Origin of the sequence: Thiomicrorhabdus heinhorstiae (assembly GCF_013391765.2) — a bacterium.
Lineage (GTDB): Bacteria > Pseudomonadota > Gammaproteobacteria > Thiomicrospirales > Thiomicrospiraceae > Thiomicrorhabdus > Thiomicrorhabdus heinhorstiae.
In genome coordinates this window covers 61,327-78,440 of record NZ_JACBGI020000001.1, presented here as the reverse complement: position 1 = coordinate 78,440, position 17,114 = coordinate 61,327, and the positions used below count along the sequence as shown (strand labels likewise).

Below are 17,114 nucleotides of genomic sequence, written 5' to 3'. Positions count from 1 at the left end.
TTGTCATTCTAGCGGGATGAAACACCTAATACATTTCGCCGGATGATCGGCAGCAAACTGTCGATATTCTCAGCGGAAACAGATAGAACGGAAAGTTTTATTTCGTGTTTGACGGCTTTCCCCGTCAAGTGATCATCCAAAGCCTGCACGGATTTCTCTCCCATTAGAAACGGTTGTTGCATCGCAGCGCCAACTAGAATGTTTTTAGGAATAAGATCAAGAAAAACAGGTTCTGCGTCAAAGGTCAACAGAAGAATTTCACCTTCTTTTCCCGCTTGATGAATCGCATCCACCGCCCCTTGATAGCGATCCGATCCTTGTAACCAGATTGCGCGTAGCTGTGGCGTATTGCGAATTAACTCAAGACTATAGTGATAAGTTTCCCCGTAAGAAAAATCCTTTTGCTGGCGTATTCCAGCTCCCTTGATACCAGCTTCATCCAGTGCTTTGATAAAGCCGGCCGTTCTAGCTTTACCGTTTTCCCTCGATTGCGGAATGGCAATTATGCCAACGCTACCCTTCTCCCAACCCAGAGCTTGCATTTTTTCGGTCAATACTTTGCCGATCTCATAAGCTCCCTGATAATTATCCGAAGAGATATAACTCACATAATCACCGCTTTCGGTACCAATATCGGCTATGACAACCGGAATGCCCGCTTTTTGCGCGAATTCAAGAATCGTCGAACACGCTGAAGAATTCGTGGGGGAAACAATTATGCCGCTAACACGACTTTGAATCGCCTTAATAGTGTTTTGCAATTCCTGTTTAGCCAGGTTCTGCGCACTGTAAATTTCGATTTTGTAGCCGAGCTCTTCTGCTTGCTTGCGAATGCCGCGACTCATAATTTCCCAAAAAGGGATACGAATATCGGATACCAGATAAGCAAGCGTTTTTGTTTCTTGCTGCATTGAAACATCAACCTCGGCTTCAACTGCCAGAGAGCCTCTAAAAAAGAATAAAGATATAAAAATCAGTAAAATATGGACCGTTTTTTTCATGCTCGGATAAGGATTTCCTTGTACTTCATTTTATATATCGGCACTTTCTTAAAAAATTGTCCATTAAATCGGGATTTTCCTGAAATGAAATTTGTTTGCTCATTTCACAAGATCTAGAGGTTTGATGAAATACTTTACACTAACTAAAATCACCAAGGCTACTACGTTTGCCTTTAGAGAGTTAACCATTGGTTTTTAAATTACCTATTTTATGAGCATCTCTCTCTAGCATTCACAAACAAACCTGTGCAATTTGTCTATATAATGACCCCTCTTACCATGACTGACTCGACTATGTTTACTATGAAAATGTACGGCATTCCCAACTGCGACACAGTGCGTAAGGCGCGCAAATTTCTAGATGAAAAGCAGATTTCTTATGACTTCCATGATTTCAAAAAACAGGGTCTGTCTCTGGAAATCATTCAGCAATGGCTTGAACAACAACCACTGGAAATTTTGCTGAACAAAAGAAGCACCAGCTGGAAACAACTCGATGATCATCAAAAAGATTCCTTAACAAATGGTACGGATTTATCCATTCTGGTTGAAATACCGACGCTTATTAAACGCCCGGTTTTAGATACCGGCAGCAAGCTCATCGTCGGTTTCAACAACCAAATTTACGACGAATTGTGATCCTTGCTTTCAGCAGTTCCGTGCTTTCGAAAACAGCGGCCGTATAAAAGTTGATTAGACGCAAAAATCTTTTGCAGTTTCCTTCTCAACTAGGCGAATTCCTCCTACAATACGGTTATATTCTAATTTTACCTACTCAAAGTTAAAGATTGATGCCATGACCGAGACAATAGAACTTGCGCGAAAACTGATTCAAATCGATTCAGTCACCCCTGATGATAAAGGGTGTCAAGACCTCATTGCTTACTACTTGCAATCTCTAGGCTTTAAAAACGAATTCATGCCTTTTGGCGAAGTCAGCAATCTCTGGTCCCGTTTAGGTGAAAACAAACCTTGCCTGGTTTTTGCCGGCCATACTGACGTCGTTCCTACCGGCCCTGAAAGTTCTTGGACTCACCCTCCTTTTGCCGCACATATTGACGGAGATATGCTGTACGGACGTGGTGCTGCGGATATGAAAAGCTCCATTGCCTGCTTCATGGCTGCCTGCAAACGTTTTCTTACCAACTATCCGAATCCTAAGGGTTCGATCGCCTTTCTCATAACCAGTGACGAGGAAGGTCCGGCAGTGGACGGTACGGTAAAAGTCATTGAAAAGCTGGAAGAACGTGAAGAAAAATTCGAGTATTGCCTGGTCGGCGAACCGTCCAGCAGTAAAAAACTGGCTGACTCGATCAAAAACGGCCGCCGAGGTTCCCTGAGCGGAGCCTTAACCGTCAAGGGGATTCAAGGGCATATTGCCTACCCCGAATTGGCTGACAACCCGATCCACAATCTGGCTCCGGCACTTGAACAGTTAGTACAGGTTCAATGGGATCACGGTAACGAATACTTCCCGCCAACTTCCTTCCAGATCTCCAATATCAACGGAGGAACCGGAGCAACCAACGTAATTCCGGGTGAAGTTACAGTCTTGTTTAACTTCCGTTTTTCTACCGAACACACCGCAGAAAGCCTTCAGGAAAGCGTGCATGCGATCCTCGACCTTTACAATATCGACTACGAAATCGAATGGACGCTATCCGGTCACCCATTCATTACCGAAGCCGACGGCGATTTGATCAAAGCCGTTAACCAATCGGTAAAACAACGCCTTGGCTATGAACCGAAACTTTCAACCGGCGGTGGAACTTCAGACGGCCGTTTTATCGCACCGACCGGTGCGGAAGTCATCGAACTGGGGCCGCTAAATGCGACCATCCATAAAGTCGATGAATGCGTCAGCGTTACCGATTTGAATCTCTTAACAGATATATACTACGACCTGCTGGTCGATTTGATAGCTTAAGATTAAGCGGATACCACTATGACCGAAAGCGAATTGCCGTTTGAAATTCAAATGCTTCTGATCGTCCTGCAACTCTTCGCACTGGGCGTCTTTCTCTACCTGATCTGGCCCAACATTAAATCGGAAGAGTGGCGTAAAAAATTCATTGAAAATCGTACGGCCCGCTCAATTTTGATCGTATTTGTCTTGATACTGCTATTTGTCACCGGCTTGGGAAGTTTCTTCGACTATTTCTTTCCGGTAGAGCGACTGAAATAAACAGGCGTTTTTTGTTTACAGTACACATTAAAAAGGGGCTAAAAAGCCCCTTTTTAATTCCCTCTACTTCTTATGCACTTTTCAAAGCACTCAACGAACGCTGAATAAAGAATGCATACAGAAGCAGGATCACACCCAAGAAGACAATAACATATTGCGACGAAACCAGATTAGTGGCAAATACCAGCATAATCGCCGGCGGAGCAATCCATTTCAGATCGAACATTAAGGCACGTCCCCAGCCTGGCGATAATTGAATCTGGTTCTCTCTGATCATCGGCGGCAAACTCCAGGCGACAAACACCGAGATCAACAAACCGCCTAGAGGCAGCATGATATTTGCGGTCAGATAATCTACCGTATTGAAGAAGTTGCGATCTCCCAGAATATGCACATCCTGCCAGACATTGAAAGACAGAACCGACCCAATTCCTAACAACCAAATCAACAGCCCCATCCCCCAACTGGATTTAGCTCGACTGAAACCCCAGTTTTGCTCCAGCCAGCTTACTACCGGCTCCAGTAAAGAGATCGCCGAACTCAATGCCGCCATCACAACCAGAGCAAAAAACAGCGTACCAAAAAACCAGCCCCCGGTCATTTGTCCAAAGGCAACCGGCAATGTTTGGAATAATAGACCCGGTCCGGCACCAGGCTGCAGTTGATTAGCAAATACCACGGAAAAAATCACCAGACCGGCTAACAGTGCAACCAGAGTATCGGCAAAGGCAATTAATAACCCTGCCTTGGCGATCGACTGTTTTTCGGAAACATAGGAACCATACACCATCATGGTTCCCAAGCCGATACTTAAAGTAAAAAAGGCATGTCCCATAGCAACCAAAACCGCTTCCCAACTCAACTTGCCGAAATCGGGAGAAAACAGAAAACTGAAACTTTGACCAAAATAACCGGTGGTACTTGCATAGCCCAGTAGAACCAGCAAGATTAAAAACAGACCGGGAATCATAAAATTAATCGCCTTTTCCAAGCCGCTTTTGATCCCTTTGGAAACGATAAACACACTGATAAAAAGCGTAAAAGAATGCCAAAAGAGTAACTCGTACGGATTAGCCAACATACTGCTGAAGTGAGTTCCGGCATTTTCGGCACTGATATCGATAAAACTACCTTGCAGACTGTCGATAAAATAGGCAAAGGCCCAGCCGGCGATCACGGTATAAAAGGATAGGATCAACGCACCGGCCAAAACCCCGTTTACCCCCAGCAATGCCCACAGCTTGCTGACACCACTCTCCTTCGCAAGGTTGGCCATCGCCTGTACCGGATTTGCCTTGCCTGCACGGCCGAGAGCAATTTCCGACATCAGAACGGGAATCCCGATCAGTAATACACAAGCCAAATAGACTAAAACAAATGCACCACCACCATTTTCACCGGTGATATAGGGAAACTTCCATATATTACCCAAACCGACCGCAGAACCGACCGCCGCCATAATGAAAACAGTTTGCGACGACCAGGACACCTTAGAAAGTTTTAGTTGGCTCATCTATCTTCCTTTATAATAAAACCCACTTCTAAATTTATTATACATACACTAAAACACTATGCACATTCAGGCCAATTACTCGCTATTGCCGCATAACACCTTCAAAGTTCAAGCCAAAACGCTTTATTACGTTGAAATCAATAAACAGAGCGATATCTTGACCTTGAGAACCGATTTAACCCTTGGCTCGCTACCATGGAGAATTATCGGCGACGGCAGCAACCTGCTGTTCACCCAGGACTTCGAAGGCGTGACGATTCGCTGTACCTTCAATAAAATAAAAATCGTCAAGGAAGACGACGAAACCGTATGGATCAGCGTCGGCGCAGGTGTGAAATGGCACGATCTGGTAAGTTATACCGTGGAAAACGGTTGGTGGGGCCTGGAGAACCTGGCGTTAATCCCGGGAACCGTCGGCGCTGCTCCGGTACAGAATATCGGAGCTTACGGTTCGGAAGCGCGGGATTCGATCACCAGAGTACAAACCCTGCATATCTACAGCGGTCAACCGCGGGAATTTAGAAACGCCGAATGCGATTTCGGCTACAGAACCAGTATCTTTAAACAGGAATATCTCAACAAACTACTGGTACACCGAGTTACCTTTCGTCTCAAGAAACTCGGCCACGGCAAACCAAACCTCGTCTACGATCCACTTAAAAACGCTTTAAACGATTATCGTAAAGAAGAATTAACTCCGAAACACATCTTTGACACAGTGGTGCGTATTCGCCGCGAACGCCTGCCGGATCCCAGCCAACTGGGCAATGCAGGAAGCTTTTTCAAAAATCCCGTCGTCGATGCCGACTATCTGGAAAAACTGCAAGCCGACTACCCTGACATCCCGAGTCATAAAACCCTCGAAGGCAACTTTAAAATTCCGGCGGCCTGGTTAATCGAGCAGTGTAACTGGAAAGGTCACTCACGGGGACCTTGTGCTGTTTCCGGCAAACACGCTTTGGTGATCGTCAATCTTGGACATGCCAAAGGAAAAGACATCGAAGAACTCGCTCACCTAGTGCAGGAAGACGTTAACCATAAATTCGGCATCCACCTTGAACCCGAAGTCATGATTCTATAATAAAAAACTTATAACAATAAATACTGAGGAGAACACTCATGATGAACCGAAAACTTCGCCCGTTGCTGGCGGGAATGCTTATCTCTGCCAGCCTGTCTTACATTGTATGCCCTTCTTACGCTGCTACAGCCGATTGGCAGGTTCAAGAAGTCGAAGAAGGCAGTCCGGTACAAGTCTGGACCAAGGAAGTCCAAGGCTCGAACTTCAAGGCCTTCCGCGGAAGCGTTGAAATCAATGCCCCGCTTAAATCGGTTTTACAAACCATTCACCAAACCGACAAACTGCCGGAGTGGTATCACAATACCATCGAAGCCAAGAAACTCAAATCCATCAGCGAAGACGAATCGATCAACTATTCGGTCACGCATGCCCCTTGGCCGGTAAGCAACCGCGACAGCGTCGTGCATTCAACCACCAAGCATCAAGCCGACGGCAGTGTTCTAATTACTTTACAGGCCGAACCGAACGCCTACCCACCTCAAGAAGGCCGCATTCGCATCAGTAAACTGGATGGCTCATGGAAGCTGCAGCCGATCGATGACAATCACACCAAAGTCACCCTGCAAATTGCTGCCGAACCCGGTGGAGAAATTCCCAGCTGGCTGGCGAATGCCATGGTAGTGGATATGCCGTTTAATACGCTGAACAACCTGAAACAACGTTTGGAAAAAAAATAAAAACCAATTCATTCTTTCTCACACATCAAACAGTAAAAAAAACCGGCTTAATGCCGGTTTTTTTACTTTTAACTCTGTTTACTTTCAGATTGCCGAACGGTCGATATTGGAAAATTTTCCGGCCAGGATTCCAGATGTAAGCTGCGCGTCGGGAAGGCCATTTCCGCACCATGCAATTCAACGATTTCGCTGACCTTTAACAATACGTCCTGTTTGATCTCGTGGAACAAAATCCATTCGGTGGTTTTGGTGAAGGTGTAGATAAAGAAATCCAGCGACGATGGTCCGAACTGATTGAAGTTAACGATCAGTGTCTGTTTGTCATCGATATCCGGATGATCGATCAACATCTGTTTTACGTCGGCAATAATCGCGGCTATCTTGCCGACATCACTGTAACGGATTCCCATCGTCTCCTTAATTCGACGATTCGTCATGCGCGACGGGTTTTCGATAGAAATATTAGCGAAAATCCCGTTCGGAATGTACAAAGGTCGTTTATCGAACGTACGCACGGTTGTCATACGCCAGCCGATCTCTTCAACCGTCCCTTCAATATTCTTATCCGGGGAGCGAATCCATTCTCCTACCGTAAAAGGCTTATCCAAATACAGCATCAGGCCGCCAAGCACATTGCCAAGCAAATCCTTGGCCGCAAAACCGACTGCGATCCCCCCGACACCACCAAATGCCAGTAAACCGGTCAGGCTGACACCGAACGCATTAAGGAAAAACAGTCCCGTAAGAATAAAGGCCAATAGCTTGATAATTTTTGCCAACGCCTCGACGGTGACCTCATCCAGATTGTCATCCGCTCTCGCAACACGCTTCAGATGTTTTTCCAGACGTTGGACCAGACGGATGACAAACCAACCGAATGATAGTGTCAGAATCGTCGATTTAAAGGATTGGATATAAGGAATCAGGTCTGTATAAACATTCAACTGCAAAAGTAAGCTGGTTAAAGCCAAGACGGTACCGTTGACCCAAATAAAGAACGAAGCCGGCGACCGCGCAGCATCGACAATACTGTCCAACCAGATACGATTGCGCTTTAATAACTGCTGATGCAAGATTCTTAAAACACGACGCTGTATTGCATCGATCAGCGCCGTCAGCAGCAAAATACCACTGACAATCAACATCCAAACTTGCCCGCCAAACAAGGTAACCAAGTCACTCCATATCTGTGCTAGCCATTGCTCCATCTTATAAAAGCTCCTGCTGATCCAATGATTGATTCAATTTCTCGACCGTTTGCACGGCAGCCTGCCATAGTGGTTCATAGCGTAAACGGTCGTAGTGATATTTTCCATGTCCGTGCAAACGAATTAATCGAGCATGGTTTAAAGTCGTCGAATGCCATCTTAGTTGGCTCAGCACTTCGTCGGCTGCATTCGGGTCGTTACACACCAGCACCAGATCACAGCCGGCCTGCAACGCACTGTGCACTCTTTGCGTGACATTACCGAAAACCTGCGCCGCCTGCATACTCATGTCGTCGCTGATAATCGCCCCTTCAAAGCGACATTGCTTGCGTAATACCTGTTGTAGCCAATATTCCGAGAATCCGGCTGGTTTGGAATCGATTTTAGGATAAATGACATGCGCCGGCATAACGCCATCGATGCCCTTTTCGATTAAGCGTAAAAACGGCTGCAGATCATGCTGACGGATTTCCGGGAAATCGCGCTCGTCACGGGCGATTTCGAAATGCGTATCCGCCTCGATATATCCATGCCCCGGAAAATGTTTGGCTACTGAAGCCATTCCGGCGGCACGCATACCGTCCATTAACGCCTCGGCCAAACGACCGACAACGACATGTGATGCATCAAAAGCGCGATCGCCGATTACCTTGCTGCCGCCATAATCCAGATCGACAACCGGCGCAAAACTGAAATCGACACCAACTGACAAAAGTTCAACCGCCATCAACCAGCCTGCTTTATGCGCTGCCGATAGTGCTTTACTCTCGTCCTGATGATATAACAGACCCAGCTGACGCATCGGCGGCAAATGGGTAAAGCCCTTGCGGAATCGTTGTACTCTACCGCCTTCATGATCGACCCCGATCAGCAGTCGAGGATGGCGTAAATCGTGAATTTCCTTGCAGAGGCTGGTTAACTGTTCAACCGATTCAAAGTTACGGCTGAAGAGAATTACTCCGGCAACCATCGAATCCATCAAACGCTCTCTTTCGTGATTTTCAAGTTCGGTTCCGGCGATATCAACCATTAGCGAGCCCAACGGCATGGCTTTTCCGACCTGTTTTTCCATGTAATCGATTCCTTTCAATCACGATCTGAAATCTCTAGCAAATAAACCCGTTCGCTATATATTAACGAAATGGTAAACTGCTTTTTAAAACCTCAAATCGCTTCGCTGTTAAGAGTTCGGCATATCATATACTAAATAGCCTGCAAACATAACAGCCTGCCCCCACCATCCCGAGAAAGAGACATGGCTAAGTTACTTGGCATAGCGACCCACCAAAAATCGCGTGGCGATATTCAACTTCACGCGCAGGCTAAGCTGCAGCTTATGAATGGATTGAATGATTATAGAGGCAATCAGGACATCAACACAGCGGTAACGATTTTATCGCTCAAATCCTGGCAGAAAGCCTGTCGAGAAGCCGGTTGTCCCGATCTTCCATGGCAGGAAAGGCGCGCAAACCTGCTGATAGACGATATTCAATTCGATAAGGAAGATATTGGACGACAGCTCAAAATCGGTGCCGCTCTTCTGGAAGTGACCGAGGAAACCGATCCCTGCGGACGTATGGAAAAACTCTGTTCCGGTTTGAAACGTGCTCTATTTCCTGATTGGCGCGGTGGCGCTCGGTGCCGAGTGATTCTTTCAGGCGAAATCAAAATCGATGATACTGTCGAATGGCTTGATCCCTAATGTTTTAAGAATACCGCGAATCAGTGTCCGCGAGTTCGCTGGCGAACATCCAGACGATCGCGCCATTCGTCACCAATTAAATTCACCGCCAGCACCACCAGCATTAACGCCAATCCGGGTGCCAGAACCAGATGCGGCGCTACCAGTAAATAGCGGGTTCCTTCTTTAATCATGTTCCCCCAGGAAGCATCCGGCGGCTGGACTCCCAAGCCGAGAAAGGATAGACCGGCTTCGGAAATGACCGCTCCGGCAATTCCGAAAGTCGCTTCTACGCCGAGAGGCGCCAGCAGCAACGGCAAAATATGCCGTCCAAAAATACGCCACTGCGGAACCGCCAAGACCTTGGCGGCCATAATATGTTCGCGATGTCGCAGGCTTAACGTTTGCGCACGCGCCAGACGGGCATAGCCAACCCAGCCGACGACAACCAGCGCCAGAACCACATTCTCGATTCCCGGTCCGAGTACTGCCGCCAAAGCAATCGCCAGCAGCAGGCCGGGAAACGCCAGAAAAACATCAATAATTTTAGTGACGATGCGGTCGACCCAGCCACCGGTATAACCACTGTAAATACCGATAGCGGTGCCGATAATCGAGGAAAAAAACACTACACCAGCAGCGACTAAAAATGACGTTTGTGCGCCTAATATCAGCCGTTGCCAAACCGAGCGTCCGAGTTCGTCGGTTCCGAGAAACGCTTGAGAAGAAGGCGCCTGCAGGAATGCATTCAGATTCACTTCATTCGCTGATGGCCCTATGGCGAAACCGAACAGAGCTAATAAAACCCAGGCAGCAATAATAAGATAGCTGAATTTTCTTAACATTACTGCGCCACCCGAATTCTTGGATCCAACCACGCATACACCAGTTCGGTCAAACCGTTAATGGTAATGTAGGCAATACTCACCACCAGAATGCACGCCTGCACGACCGGATAGTCACGACGTTGAATCGATTCCACCAACAGCTGCCCTAAACCGGGCCAGTCGAATACCACTTCGGTAATCACCGCCCCTCCTAACAGAGTGCCAAGTTGTAATCCGAGAATCGTTACCACCGGCAGCAAAGCATTTAAAAGCGCATGTTTGCCGTAAACCCATTTGGAGGACAAACCTTTAGCACGCGCTGTACGAATATAATCTTCATGCAAGACCTCAAGCAAAGAGGCCCGTAACATCCTGGCAAGGATAGCTGCCAAAGCCGTACCAAGCGTGATCGCCGGCAAAATCCACGACAGCGGTTGATCGGCCCCGCTGACCGGCAGCCACGCCAAACCGATCGAAAACAGTAGAATCAGCATCGGCCCTAGCCAGAAATTCGGAATCGACACCCCGATAAGCGATACCGTCATTGAGAGATGATCCGGCCAGTGCCCCGATCTGAGGGCCGCGATAATCCCGAGGGGAAAAGCGATCAACACTGCGATCATTAGCGCCATTAAAGCCAGCTGTAACGTCATTGGAAAACGTTGTGCCAGCAGATCGCTGACCGCCTGCTGATAGAACAGCGATTGACCGAAATCGCCGTGAAACAGAATACCGCTCAAATAATTCCAGTACTGCTGCCAGATAGGCAGATCAAGTCCGAGCTGTCGACGCAAAACCTGCTCATCAGCCGGGCTCGCCCAATCGCCGAGCATGACCGCGACAGGATCCCCCGGAACCATATGAATGAGAAAGAAAACCAGACTGCCGACTAACCAGGAGACCAGCAAAATAGAAGCGAGCAGACGCAACAGATAAGACGCCATCACTTAGCCTCTGGCCGAATTTCGACAATCGATTGTTGAAGATAAAGGTTTTCAAAGACCACGTCTAAAGCTCGTTAATTCAGTTCAATACTGACTTCGGTAAAAGGCTCGACGCGATCAAATAGATCAATCACGTCATGGTTGCGCATCCGGATACAGCCGTGCGACAAAGGCACGCCCATAGGTTCACTGTCCGGCGTACCGTGAATATAGATATAACGCTGCATCGTATCGCAATTGCCAAGCCGGTTAAAGCCAATCTCGATCCCGCTTAGCCACAAAATACGACTTAATATCCAGTCTCTTTGCGGCGCACTTCTCTGCAAATCCTCGGTCAAAACTTCTCCGGTCCAGCGCCGTCCGACCAAAACCGCTCCACTCGGCAGATCGGTACCGATTTTTGCTCTGATCAAGTGCTTACCAAGCGGAGTTTGTCCCGAGTTTTTCTCGTTACCGACACCGTTTAATGCCGTGCTGACAGAGTATTCGCGAACCAAATCCGCACCTTGATAAAGACGCAAAGCCTGCTCGGTAATCGACACATGAATACGCATGACCTTACCTCTGTCAAACCGCAGTGCTTCTGCGAACAAACAGCAAACCGTCCAGACGGCCGTCCGGATATAAACGATAGCCTTCAATATCACTGCGAGAAACGGCATACTGATCTTCATACCATAGCGGCAACGCCGCCAGATCATCATACAGTCGCATCTGTAACTCGCGGTAAATTTTTGCCTGCTCGTCCATCGAAGAAGCCTCGGCCGCCTTGCGGATTAACTGATCGGTCTGCTTATCACGATAACGACCGCGATTAGCCCCTTTCGGCGGAATCGCCGCAGAATCGAATACATACTGAAAAATATCCGGGCTTTTCACCCCGACCCAAGCCAGACTGTACAGTTGGAAGCGTCCTTGCTTGATATCGTTATAGAAGGTTCCCCAATCATAGCTCTGAATATTTAAATGGATGCCGACCTCTTTCAATTGATCCTGATAGATGGTCGCCAAGCGGATTCTGGTCGGATCATTCGAGGTTTTGTAACTTAATTCGATTTCTCCTTCAAGCATTCCACCGTCTGGAGTCTGCACCTGCTTAAGCAGCGCCTTGGCTTTATTCGGATCGTAATTATAACGGTCTTCGGTATGCAAGCCACACCAGTGTTGCGGAGTCAGAATGCTCTGTGCCAAACGTGCATGCCCGGCAAACATCGCTTCAATAATTGCCGGACGATCAATCGCATGCGCAATCGCCTCGCGCAGCGGCAGCTGCCGCAGATAAGGGTCATCGAAATTGAAACCGACATAACCGAAATTGGTACCGTTATGCCACTGTACCCGTAAAACATCCTGCTGTTGACAATAGTTCACCAATTCCGGCGACAGATCGTTCTGCACCAGATCCAGTTCCCCCTTGCGAAGCTTCAACACGCGAACCGTGCTGTCTTTAACCGGAATAAAATGCAACTCGGTGTGATCGTTCTGCCTGCTCAAGATCAATTTTTGTTCATTAAAAAAGACGAACTCGCAGGCACCGCACCCTACCGGCTTTTGAGGAAAAGGATGATTTTGTTCAATCAGGTCGGCCGGCAGAATCCCAATCACCAAGCGTCCGACAAACAATGGATCAGGCTCGGACAGAAAGAAATCGATCCGTGTTTCATCCACAGCCGTCACTTCAAGTATGCCTTTTAGGGAACCACGGTGCGCAGACCCGAAGACTTTATCCAACAGACTTTTGTAGGTTGCGACGACATCTTCCGAGCTCAATTTTTTGCCATGGTGAAAAATCGGTTGTTCCAGCAAAGTGAAACGGTAATGCAGTGGATCAATCTCTTCCCAGGTCGCCAGATCGGCAACCGGAGCAAAACGTTCGTCAAAATCGATCAAACTGCGGTAGATCAGGCGATTTATTCTACTTGATAAGGCATCGGTTGCCTTGCGCGGATCCAACATTCTCGGCCGGGAGGTTACCCCAATTTTGATGGCATTATCTGAATTCTGACAACCATTTAAAGAAAGCAAGGCCGGCGAAAACAGCAACGCCGCACCTGTTTTCACACAGTTGCGGCGACTTTTTCCCATTTCAGATAAAGAGTGAAAGACGTTTTTCAATGATGCTTAAACTTAATTTTCGATCGGTGGCGCTTGCAACAAGGCATCGAAACGTTTCAAGTCTTCCGTATCCAACTCGCCCAGAGTCGAGTCCAGTCGCAGCTGGTTCAAAACCTGATTATGTACGGCTTCCAAGAGATTAGAACGGGCACTGTATTGATTGGATCTTGCCGTCAAAACTTCAAGAAGGTTATTCAGACCGACCTTATAACCCTCTTCAGCCGCTTCCAGGAAAGCGTCATTCGACTTAACCGCTTCACGCAATGCAGAGATCAAACTGATGCCACGTTCCAGATTACGGCCTTGTAAACGTGCGTTCAAACGCGCCTGATCGCGACTCTCACGCAATGCTTCTTTAGCAACTTCTGACTGATAACGTGCAGAACTCACCTGAGAACTGACCGTTCCACCGCTGTAAATCGGCATATTCACATTCACACCGATGCTGGCTTGAGTGCTGTCTCTATAAGTCGCTGCGGCTTTGTAATCCGAATAGTTGGCATCGGTCCATTTCGCCTGCAAAGAAACTACCGGCCAGTGCCCGGATTTTTGCGCTTCGACTTCCTGTTCGGCAACGCGAACCTGAGATTCGGCCTGCTTTACCGAAAAATTCTGCTGCTCCGCCTTCTGTTGAAGATTATCCAGATTCCAATCCATCTTCGGCAAAGCGGTTTGCATGTCTAAAGATTTCAAACTTGGAACGCTTCGGCCGATTAATTTTGCCAGCTGCTCGATCGAATTATCCAGCGTATTCTCGGCATTGATGCGATCTGAGCGCGACAAGTCATAGCTGGATTGTGCCTGAAGCACATCCACACGACTTGAAAGTCCGACTTCCGCCGAAGCCTGGGCACTTTCCAACTGCGTTTTATCCGCTTCTTCTTTTGCTTTAAACAATGACAGATTCTGTTGCGCCAACAGTACGGTAAAATAGGCTTCAGTCACGCGCAAAATCAAATCCTGCTGCGTATTCTGCAAAGCATACTTCGAGCTCTGCTGCACATATTTGGCCTGATCGTAACGCGCCCAGGCTTCGCGCTGATAGATCGCCTGATTCAACGTCAATGAAATGTCCGAAGCGTGAACGTCAACGGTATCGATTGAACTATCGGTTACCGAATAATTTCCGCCGGCAGCGATTTGCGGATAAAGCGCCCCTTTTGCCGCCTGGATCGACTCCTCATCGGAACGATATTGCGCATAGGCCTGAGCCAGAGTCGCATCATGACTTTCAGCCAGGCGGTAGATATCCATTAACCCCATGGCCGGAGCGGCTTGAACCGGTTGAACCGCAAATAACAGTCCCGCCAGACCAAGGGATTTTAAAACGGGTTTAAGCTGGTAATTTTTCATCATCACTCCATTGATTAAACGGGGTTTTACTCAAACTAATATTGTAATAGCGTGCCAGATGCGTCACTTCTTGACCGACCCACTCCGGCAACTCAACCTGATCCGTTTCGGATTCAAGCTCAACTTCAGCCACAATCAACCCTTGATTATCACCTAAAAATTCATCGATTTCCCAAGTTCTGCCTGCAAAATCGACTAAATAACGAATTTTTTCGATCACCGGGCCGACAGCCAGGGTTTTCAACATCTTTTCGCCGTCCGCTAACGGAATCTCATACTCATATTCGTCGCGGCTTAAACCGATTTCCAGGCTCTTGATATTGAGATTGGCTTTTTCGCCTTCGATACGTACCCGCACCGAACTGCGGCTTTGGCAATCAACCAGGTCGTTTAAATAGCCTTGTGCAAAATGTGTCTGTTTACGTGACAATGCTTTCCATGAATCACCCTGAACCAGATATTTACGTTCGATTTCTCTAGCCACACTTAAGCTCCGTAAACACCGGTTGAAAGATAACGGTCTCCGCGATCGCAGATTATCGTGACAATCAGCGCATCTTCAATTTCATTGGCCAGCTTCAAAGCTGCAGCAACTGCTCCACCCGAAGAAACCCCTCCGAAAATCCCTTCGATTTTCGCCAAATCACGCATAGTCGATTCCGCCAACTGTTGCGACATATCGATGATACGATCCACCCGCGTGGATTGATAAATTTTAGGCATATATTCGGTCGGCCAACGACGAATTCCTGGAATTGCCGCCCCTTCCTCTGGCTGAACACCGACAATCTGCACTTCCGGGTTTTGCTCTTTCAGATACATCGAGGTACCCATAATGGTTCCGGTGGTTCCCATGGCACTGACGAAATGAGTCACTTTGCCTTCAGTATCACGCCAAATTTCCGGGCCGGTGGAATGATAATGCGCCAAAGGGTTATCCGGGTTAGCAAACTGGTCAAGCATAAAACCTTCACCGGCAGCGACCATTTTTTCCGCAAGGTCGCGCGCGCCTTCCATTCCGTTCTGTTTGGAAACCGTAATCAATTCTGCTCCATAAGCGGCCATTGCCGCTTTGCGCTCCATGCTCATATTATCGGGCATAATCAATTTCATCTTATAGCCCTTCATCGCAGCCGCCATGGCAAGCGCGATACCCGTATTGCCGCTGGTCGCTTCAATCAGAGTATCGCCGGGTTGGATATCACCGCGCGCTTCGGCCTGATTGATCATATAGAGCGCCGGACGATCTTTTACCGATCCGGCAGGATTATTGCCTTCCAGTTTAACCAGCACTTGACTGCCGGTTGTTACCATTCTTTGTAATCTGACCAGAGGCGTATTTCCGACGCACTCCATGAGAGTCAATCCAGCCATTGTGTTTTCCATCTATCTATTTAAAAAGAATAGTGCATCCGAGTTTAGCCAATAAACCGACCTCAAAAGTGCAAATTTATCGCAAATCCACCTGCCAGCAGTAATGGCGTCGATACCGCCAATGCGACATTCAGCCCTAAAGCCGGCAGCATCTGCTGCTGTTCCATAGCGTCCGACCAATCGCGTAAACGATGTAGCAGCAGCAACGATAACAGCAAAGCTGGCAGCATACTTAGCAGTAATTGCGGTATTTGCACCAGATAGGCAACGACCAGAACCGGAACAAACGAAGCCCATAAAAACAGTTTAAAAATCTGCAAACTTCGGGCACTTCCCAAATGCATTAGCACATTGTAACGACCCACTTGCCGATCTGCCAGTCGGTCGGGGAATTGATTCAATAAAAGCAGGTTATTAACCTGAAAAAATACCGTCAAAGACAGCCAAAACGCCGTCCACGAAAATTGCCCGGCCAGAATCCACCCCATGCCTAGCAGCATAATAGGCCCGAATGCCAAGCCCGGCGAAACCAGACATAGCCAGGGTCTACGGGTTAACAGGCTGGTATAACTCACAACCAGTATGATCCCAAGCAAACCGAAAACAATCAGATACGGATTCAGGTGCGGCCAGATAAAGAGAGCCAAAATCGCTACCAAAGCGATGGCCGCCCTGCCAAACCACTTCACGGCAACTGCGGCCGCCGGATAATTTTGCAGGCTTTTACTGCCACCACTAAACGGAGTGGATTCAGTGATCGAATCCAACCCGGAACGAAAATCTTCATACTCATTTAACCAGTTAACGCTGGCATGTGCCGATAACGCCATCAACATCAACAGCAGAGCCAACGGCCAGTTGACGCTCTGAGTGGAAGCCACACTGACCGCCAAAATCGATAAACCGAAACTCAGTAGCAAAAACGCCGGTCTCGAAGCACCGAAAACCGCTTTGGCCACCATGATTTTTGATAAGGAAACATCTTCTGTAATTTTTTTCATACGCTAAATCAACCAGTTAAAAACCAATAAGTAACTCGTACTAAAGAATCCCCATTCCAGCCGAAACATTAACGGAATACTGTACAAAATTAAATATGACAGTGGGCCTCTTACACAAGACGAGCTCTTCTAAAAATTAAAACGACAAATAAAA

18 protein-coding genes are annotated in these 17,114 nt (G+C 47.7%); 6 read left to right on the top strand and 12 right to left on the bottom strand.

Going from position 1 to position 17,114, the window contains the following annotated elements; translation table 11 throughout:
* Positions 1 to 8 precede the first annotated feature (8 nt).
* Positions 9 to 911: a substrate-binding domain-containing protein gene (locus H8792_RS00450; RefSeq protein ID WP_228766856.1), complete on the bottom strand. Its 903-nt coding sequence runs from the start codon at positions 909 to 911 to the stop codon at positions 9 to 11.
* Between the two features lie 369 nt (positions 912 to 1,280).
* On the opposite strand from H8792_RS00450, the gene H8792_RS00445 reads away from it, so the two are divergent.
* The 3 genes from H8792_RS00445 to H8792_RS00435 all read left to right on the top strand — a co-directional run bounded on the left by H8792_RS00445 (position 1,281) and on the right by H8792_RS00435 (position 3,186).
* Positions 1,281 to 1,640, top strand: coding sequence for an arsenate reductase (locus tag H8792_RS00445; protein ID WP_228766855.1), 360 nt, complete (start codon positions 1,281 to 1,283; stop codon positions 1,638 to 1,640).
* Positions 1,641 to 1,797: 157 nt separating this feature from the next.
* Positions 1,798 to 2,928, top strand: a complete 1,131-nt coding sequence (gene dapE / locus H8792_RS00440) for a succinyl-diaminopimelate desuccinylase (protein WP_194947171.1) — start codon at positions 1,798 to 1,800, stop codon at positions 2,926 to 2,928.
* An 18-nt stretch (positions 2,929 to 2,946) separates the two neighbouring features.
* Positions 2,947 to 3,186, top strand: coding sequence for a hypothetical protein (locus H8792_RS00435; RefSeq protein ID WP_194947170.1), 240 nt, complete (start codon positions 2,947 to 2,949; stop codon positions 3,184 to 3,186).
* A 70-nt stretch (positions 3,187 to 3,256) separates the two neighbouring features.
* Here the strand turns inward: H8792_RS00435 and H8792_RS00430 are convergent, their stop codons facing one another.
* Positions 3,257 to 4,699 (bottom strand): sodium-dependent transporter, encoded by a 1,443-nt coding sequence (locus tag H8792_RS00430; protein WP_194947169.1) that lies wholly within the window; start codon positions 4,697 to 4,699, stop codon positions 3,257 to 3,259.
* A 58-nt stretch (positions 4,700 to 4,757) separates the two neighbouring features.
* On the opposite strand from H8792_RS00430, the gene murB reads away from it, so the two are divergent.
* Positions 4,758 to 5,780, top strand: a complete 1,023-nt coding sequence (murB, locus tag H8792_RS00425; protein ID WP_194947168.1) for a UDP-N-acetylmuramate dehydrogenase — start codon at positions 4,758 to 4,760, stop codon at positions 5,778 to 5,780.
* Positions 5,781 to 5,818: 38 nt separating this feature from the next.
* Positions 5,819 to 6,457, top strand: coding sequence for an START domain-containing protein (locus tag H8792_RS00420; protein ID WP_194947167.1), 639 nt, complete (start codon positions 5,819 to 5,821; stop codon positions 6,455 to 6,457).
* A 68-nt stretch (positions 6,458 to 6,525) separates the two neighbouring features.
* Here the strand turns inward: H8792_RS00420 and H8792_RS00415 are convergent, their stop codons facing one another.
* Both H8792_RS00415 and nagZ read right to left on the bottom strand, forming a co-directional pair.
* Entirely contained in the window at positions 6,526 to 7,665 is a 1,140-nt protein-coding gene (locus H8792_RS00415; RefSeq protein ID WP_194947166.1) for a mechanosensitive ion channel family protein, read from the bottom strand.
* Between the two features lies 1 nt (position 7,666).
* Positions 7,667 to 8,737 (bottom strand): beta-N-acetylhexosaminidase, encoded by a 1,071-nt coding sequence (nagZ, locus tag H8792_RS00410; RefSeq protein WP_194947165.1) that lies wholly within the window; start codon positions 8,735 to 8,737, stop codon positions 7,667 to 7,669.
* Positions 8,738 to 8,920: 183 nt separating this feature from the next.
* Here nagZ and H8792_RS00405 point away from each other — a divergent pair, with 183 nt between their 5' ends.
* Positions 8,921 to 9,367 (top strand): MOSC domain-containing protein, encoded by a 447-nt coding sequence (locus tag H8792_RS00405; RefSeq protein ID WP_194947164.1) that lies wholly within the window; start codon positions 8,921 to 8,923, stop codon positions 9,365 to 9,367.
* A gap of 20 nt (positions 9,368 to 9,387) precedes the next feature.
* On the opposite strand, the gene H8792_RS00400 is transcribed toward H8792_RS00405, so the two are convergent.
* The 8 genes from H8792_RS00400 to H8792_RS00365 all read right to left on the bottom strand — a co-directional run bounded on the left by H8792_RS00400 (position 9,388) and on the right by H8792_RS00365 (position 16,960).
* Entirely contained in the window at positions 9,388 to 10,191 is an 804-nt protein-coding gene (locus tag H8792_RS00400) for an ABC transporter permease (protein WP_194947163.1), read from the bottom strand.
* Positions 10,191 to 11,117 carry a nickel ABC transporter permease gene (gene nikB / locus H8792_RS00395; RefSeq protein WP_194947162.1) on the bottom strand — a complete coding sequence of 309 codons (927 nt, stop codon included), beginning with the start codon at positions 11,115 to 11,117 and terminating at the stop codon, positions 10,191 to 10,193. Before nikB ends, H8792_RS00400 begins: the two co-directional genes overlap by 1 nt.
* A 74-nt stretch (positions 11,118 to 11,191) precedes the next feature.
* Positions 11,192 to 11,671 carry a L,D-transpeptidase gene (locus tag H8792_RS00390; protein WP_194947161.1) on the bottom strand — a complete coding sequence of 160 codons (480 nt, stop codon included), beginning with the start codon at positions 11,669 to 11,671 and terminating at the stop codon, positions 11,192 to 11,194.
* A 13-nt stretch (positions 11,672 to 11,684) separates the two neighbouring features.
* Entirely contained in the window at positions 11,685 to 13,073 is a 1,389-nt protein-coding gene (locus H8792_RS00385) for an ABC transporter substrate-binding protein (protein WP_228766854.1), read from the bottom strand.
* Between the two features lie 171 nt (positions 13,074 to 13,244).
* Complete coding sequence (locus H8792_RS00380) at positions 13,245 to 14,585, bottom strand: TolC family outer membrane protein (protein ID WP_228766853.1); 1,341 nt, start codon at positions 14,583 to 14,585, stop codon at positions 13,245 to 13,247.
* Positions 14,566 to 15,069, bottom strand: coding sequence for a CYTH domain-containing protein (locus tag H8792_RS00375; RefSeq protein WP_194947159.1), 504 nt, complete (start codon positions 15,067 to 15,069; stop codon positions 14,566 to 14,568). The genes H8792_RS00380 and H8792_RS00375 overlap by 20 nt, the downstream gene beginning before the upstream one ends.
* Positions 15,070 to 15,071: 2 nt before the next feature.
* Positions 15,072 to 15,959, bottom strand: a complete 888-nt coding sequence (cysM, locus tag H8792_RS00370; protein ID WP_194947158.1) for a cysteine synthase CysM — start codon at positions 15,957 to 15,959, stop codon at positions 15,072 to 15,074.
* A gap of 62 nt (positions 15,960 to 16,021) precedes the next feature.
* On the bottom strand, positions 16,022 to 16,960 hold the full coding sequence (locus H8792_RS00365) for a prenyltransferase (protein ID WP_194947157.1): 939 nt from the start codon (positions 16,958 to 16,960) through the stop codon (positions 16,022 to 16,024).
* Positions 16,961 to 17,114: the final 154 nt, after the last annotated feature.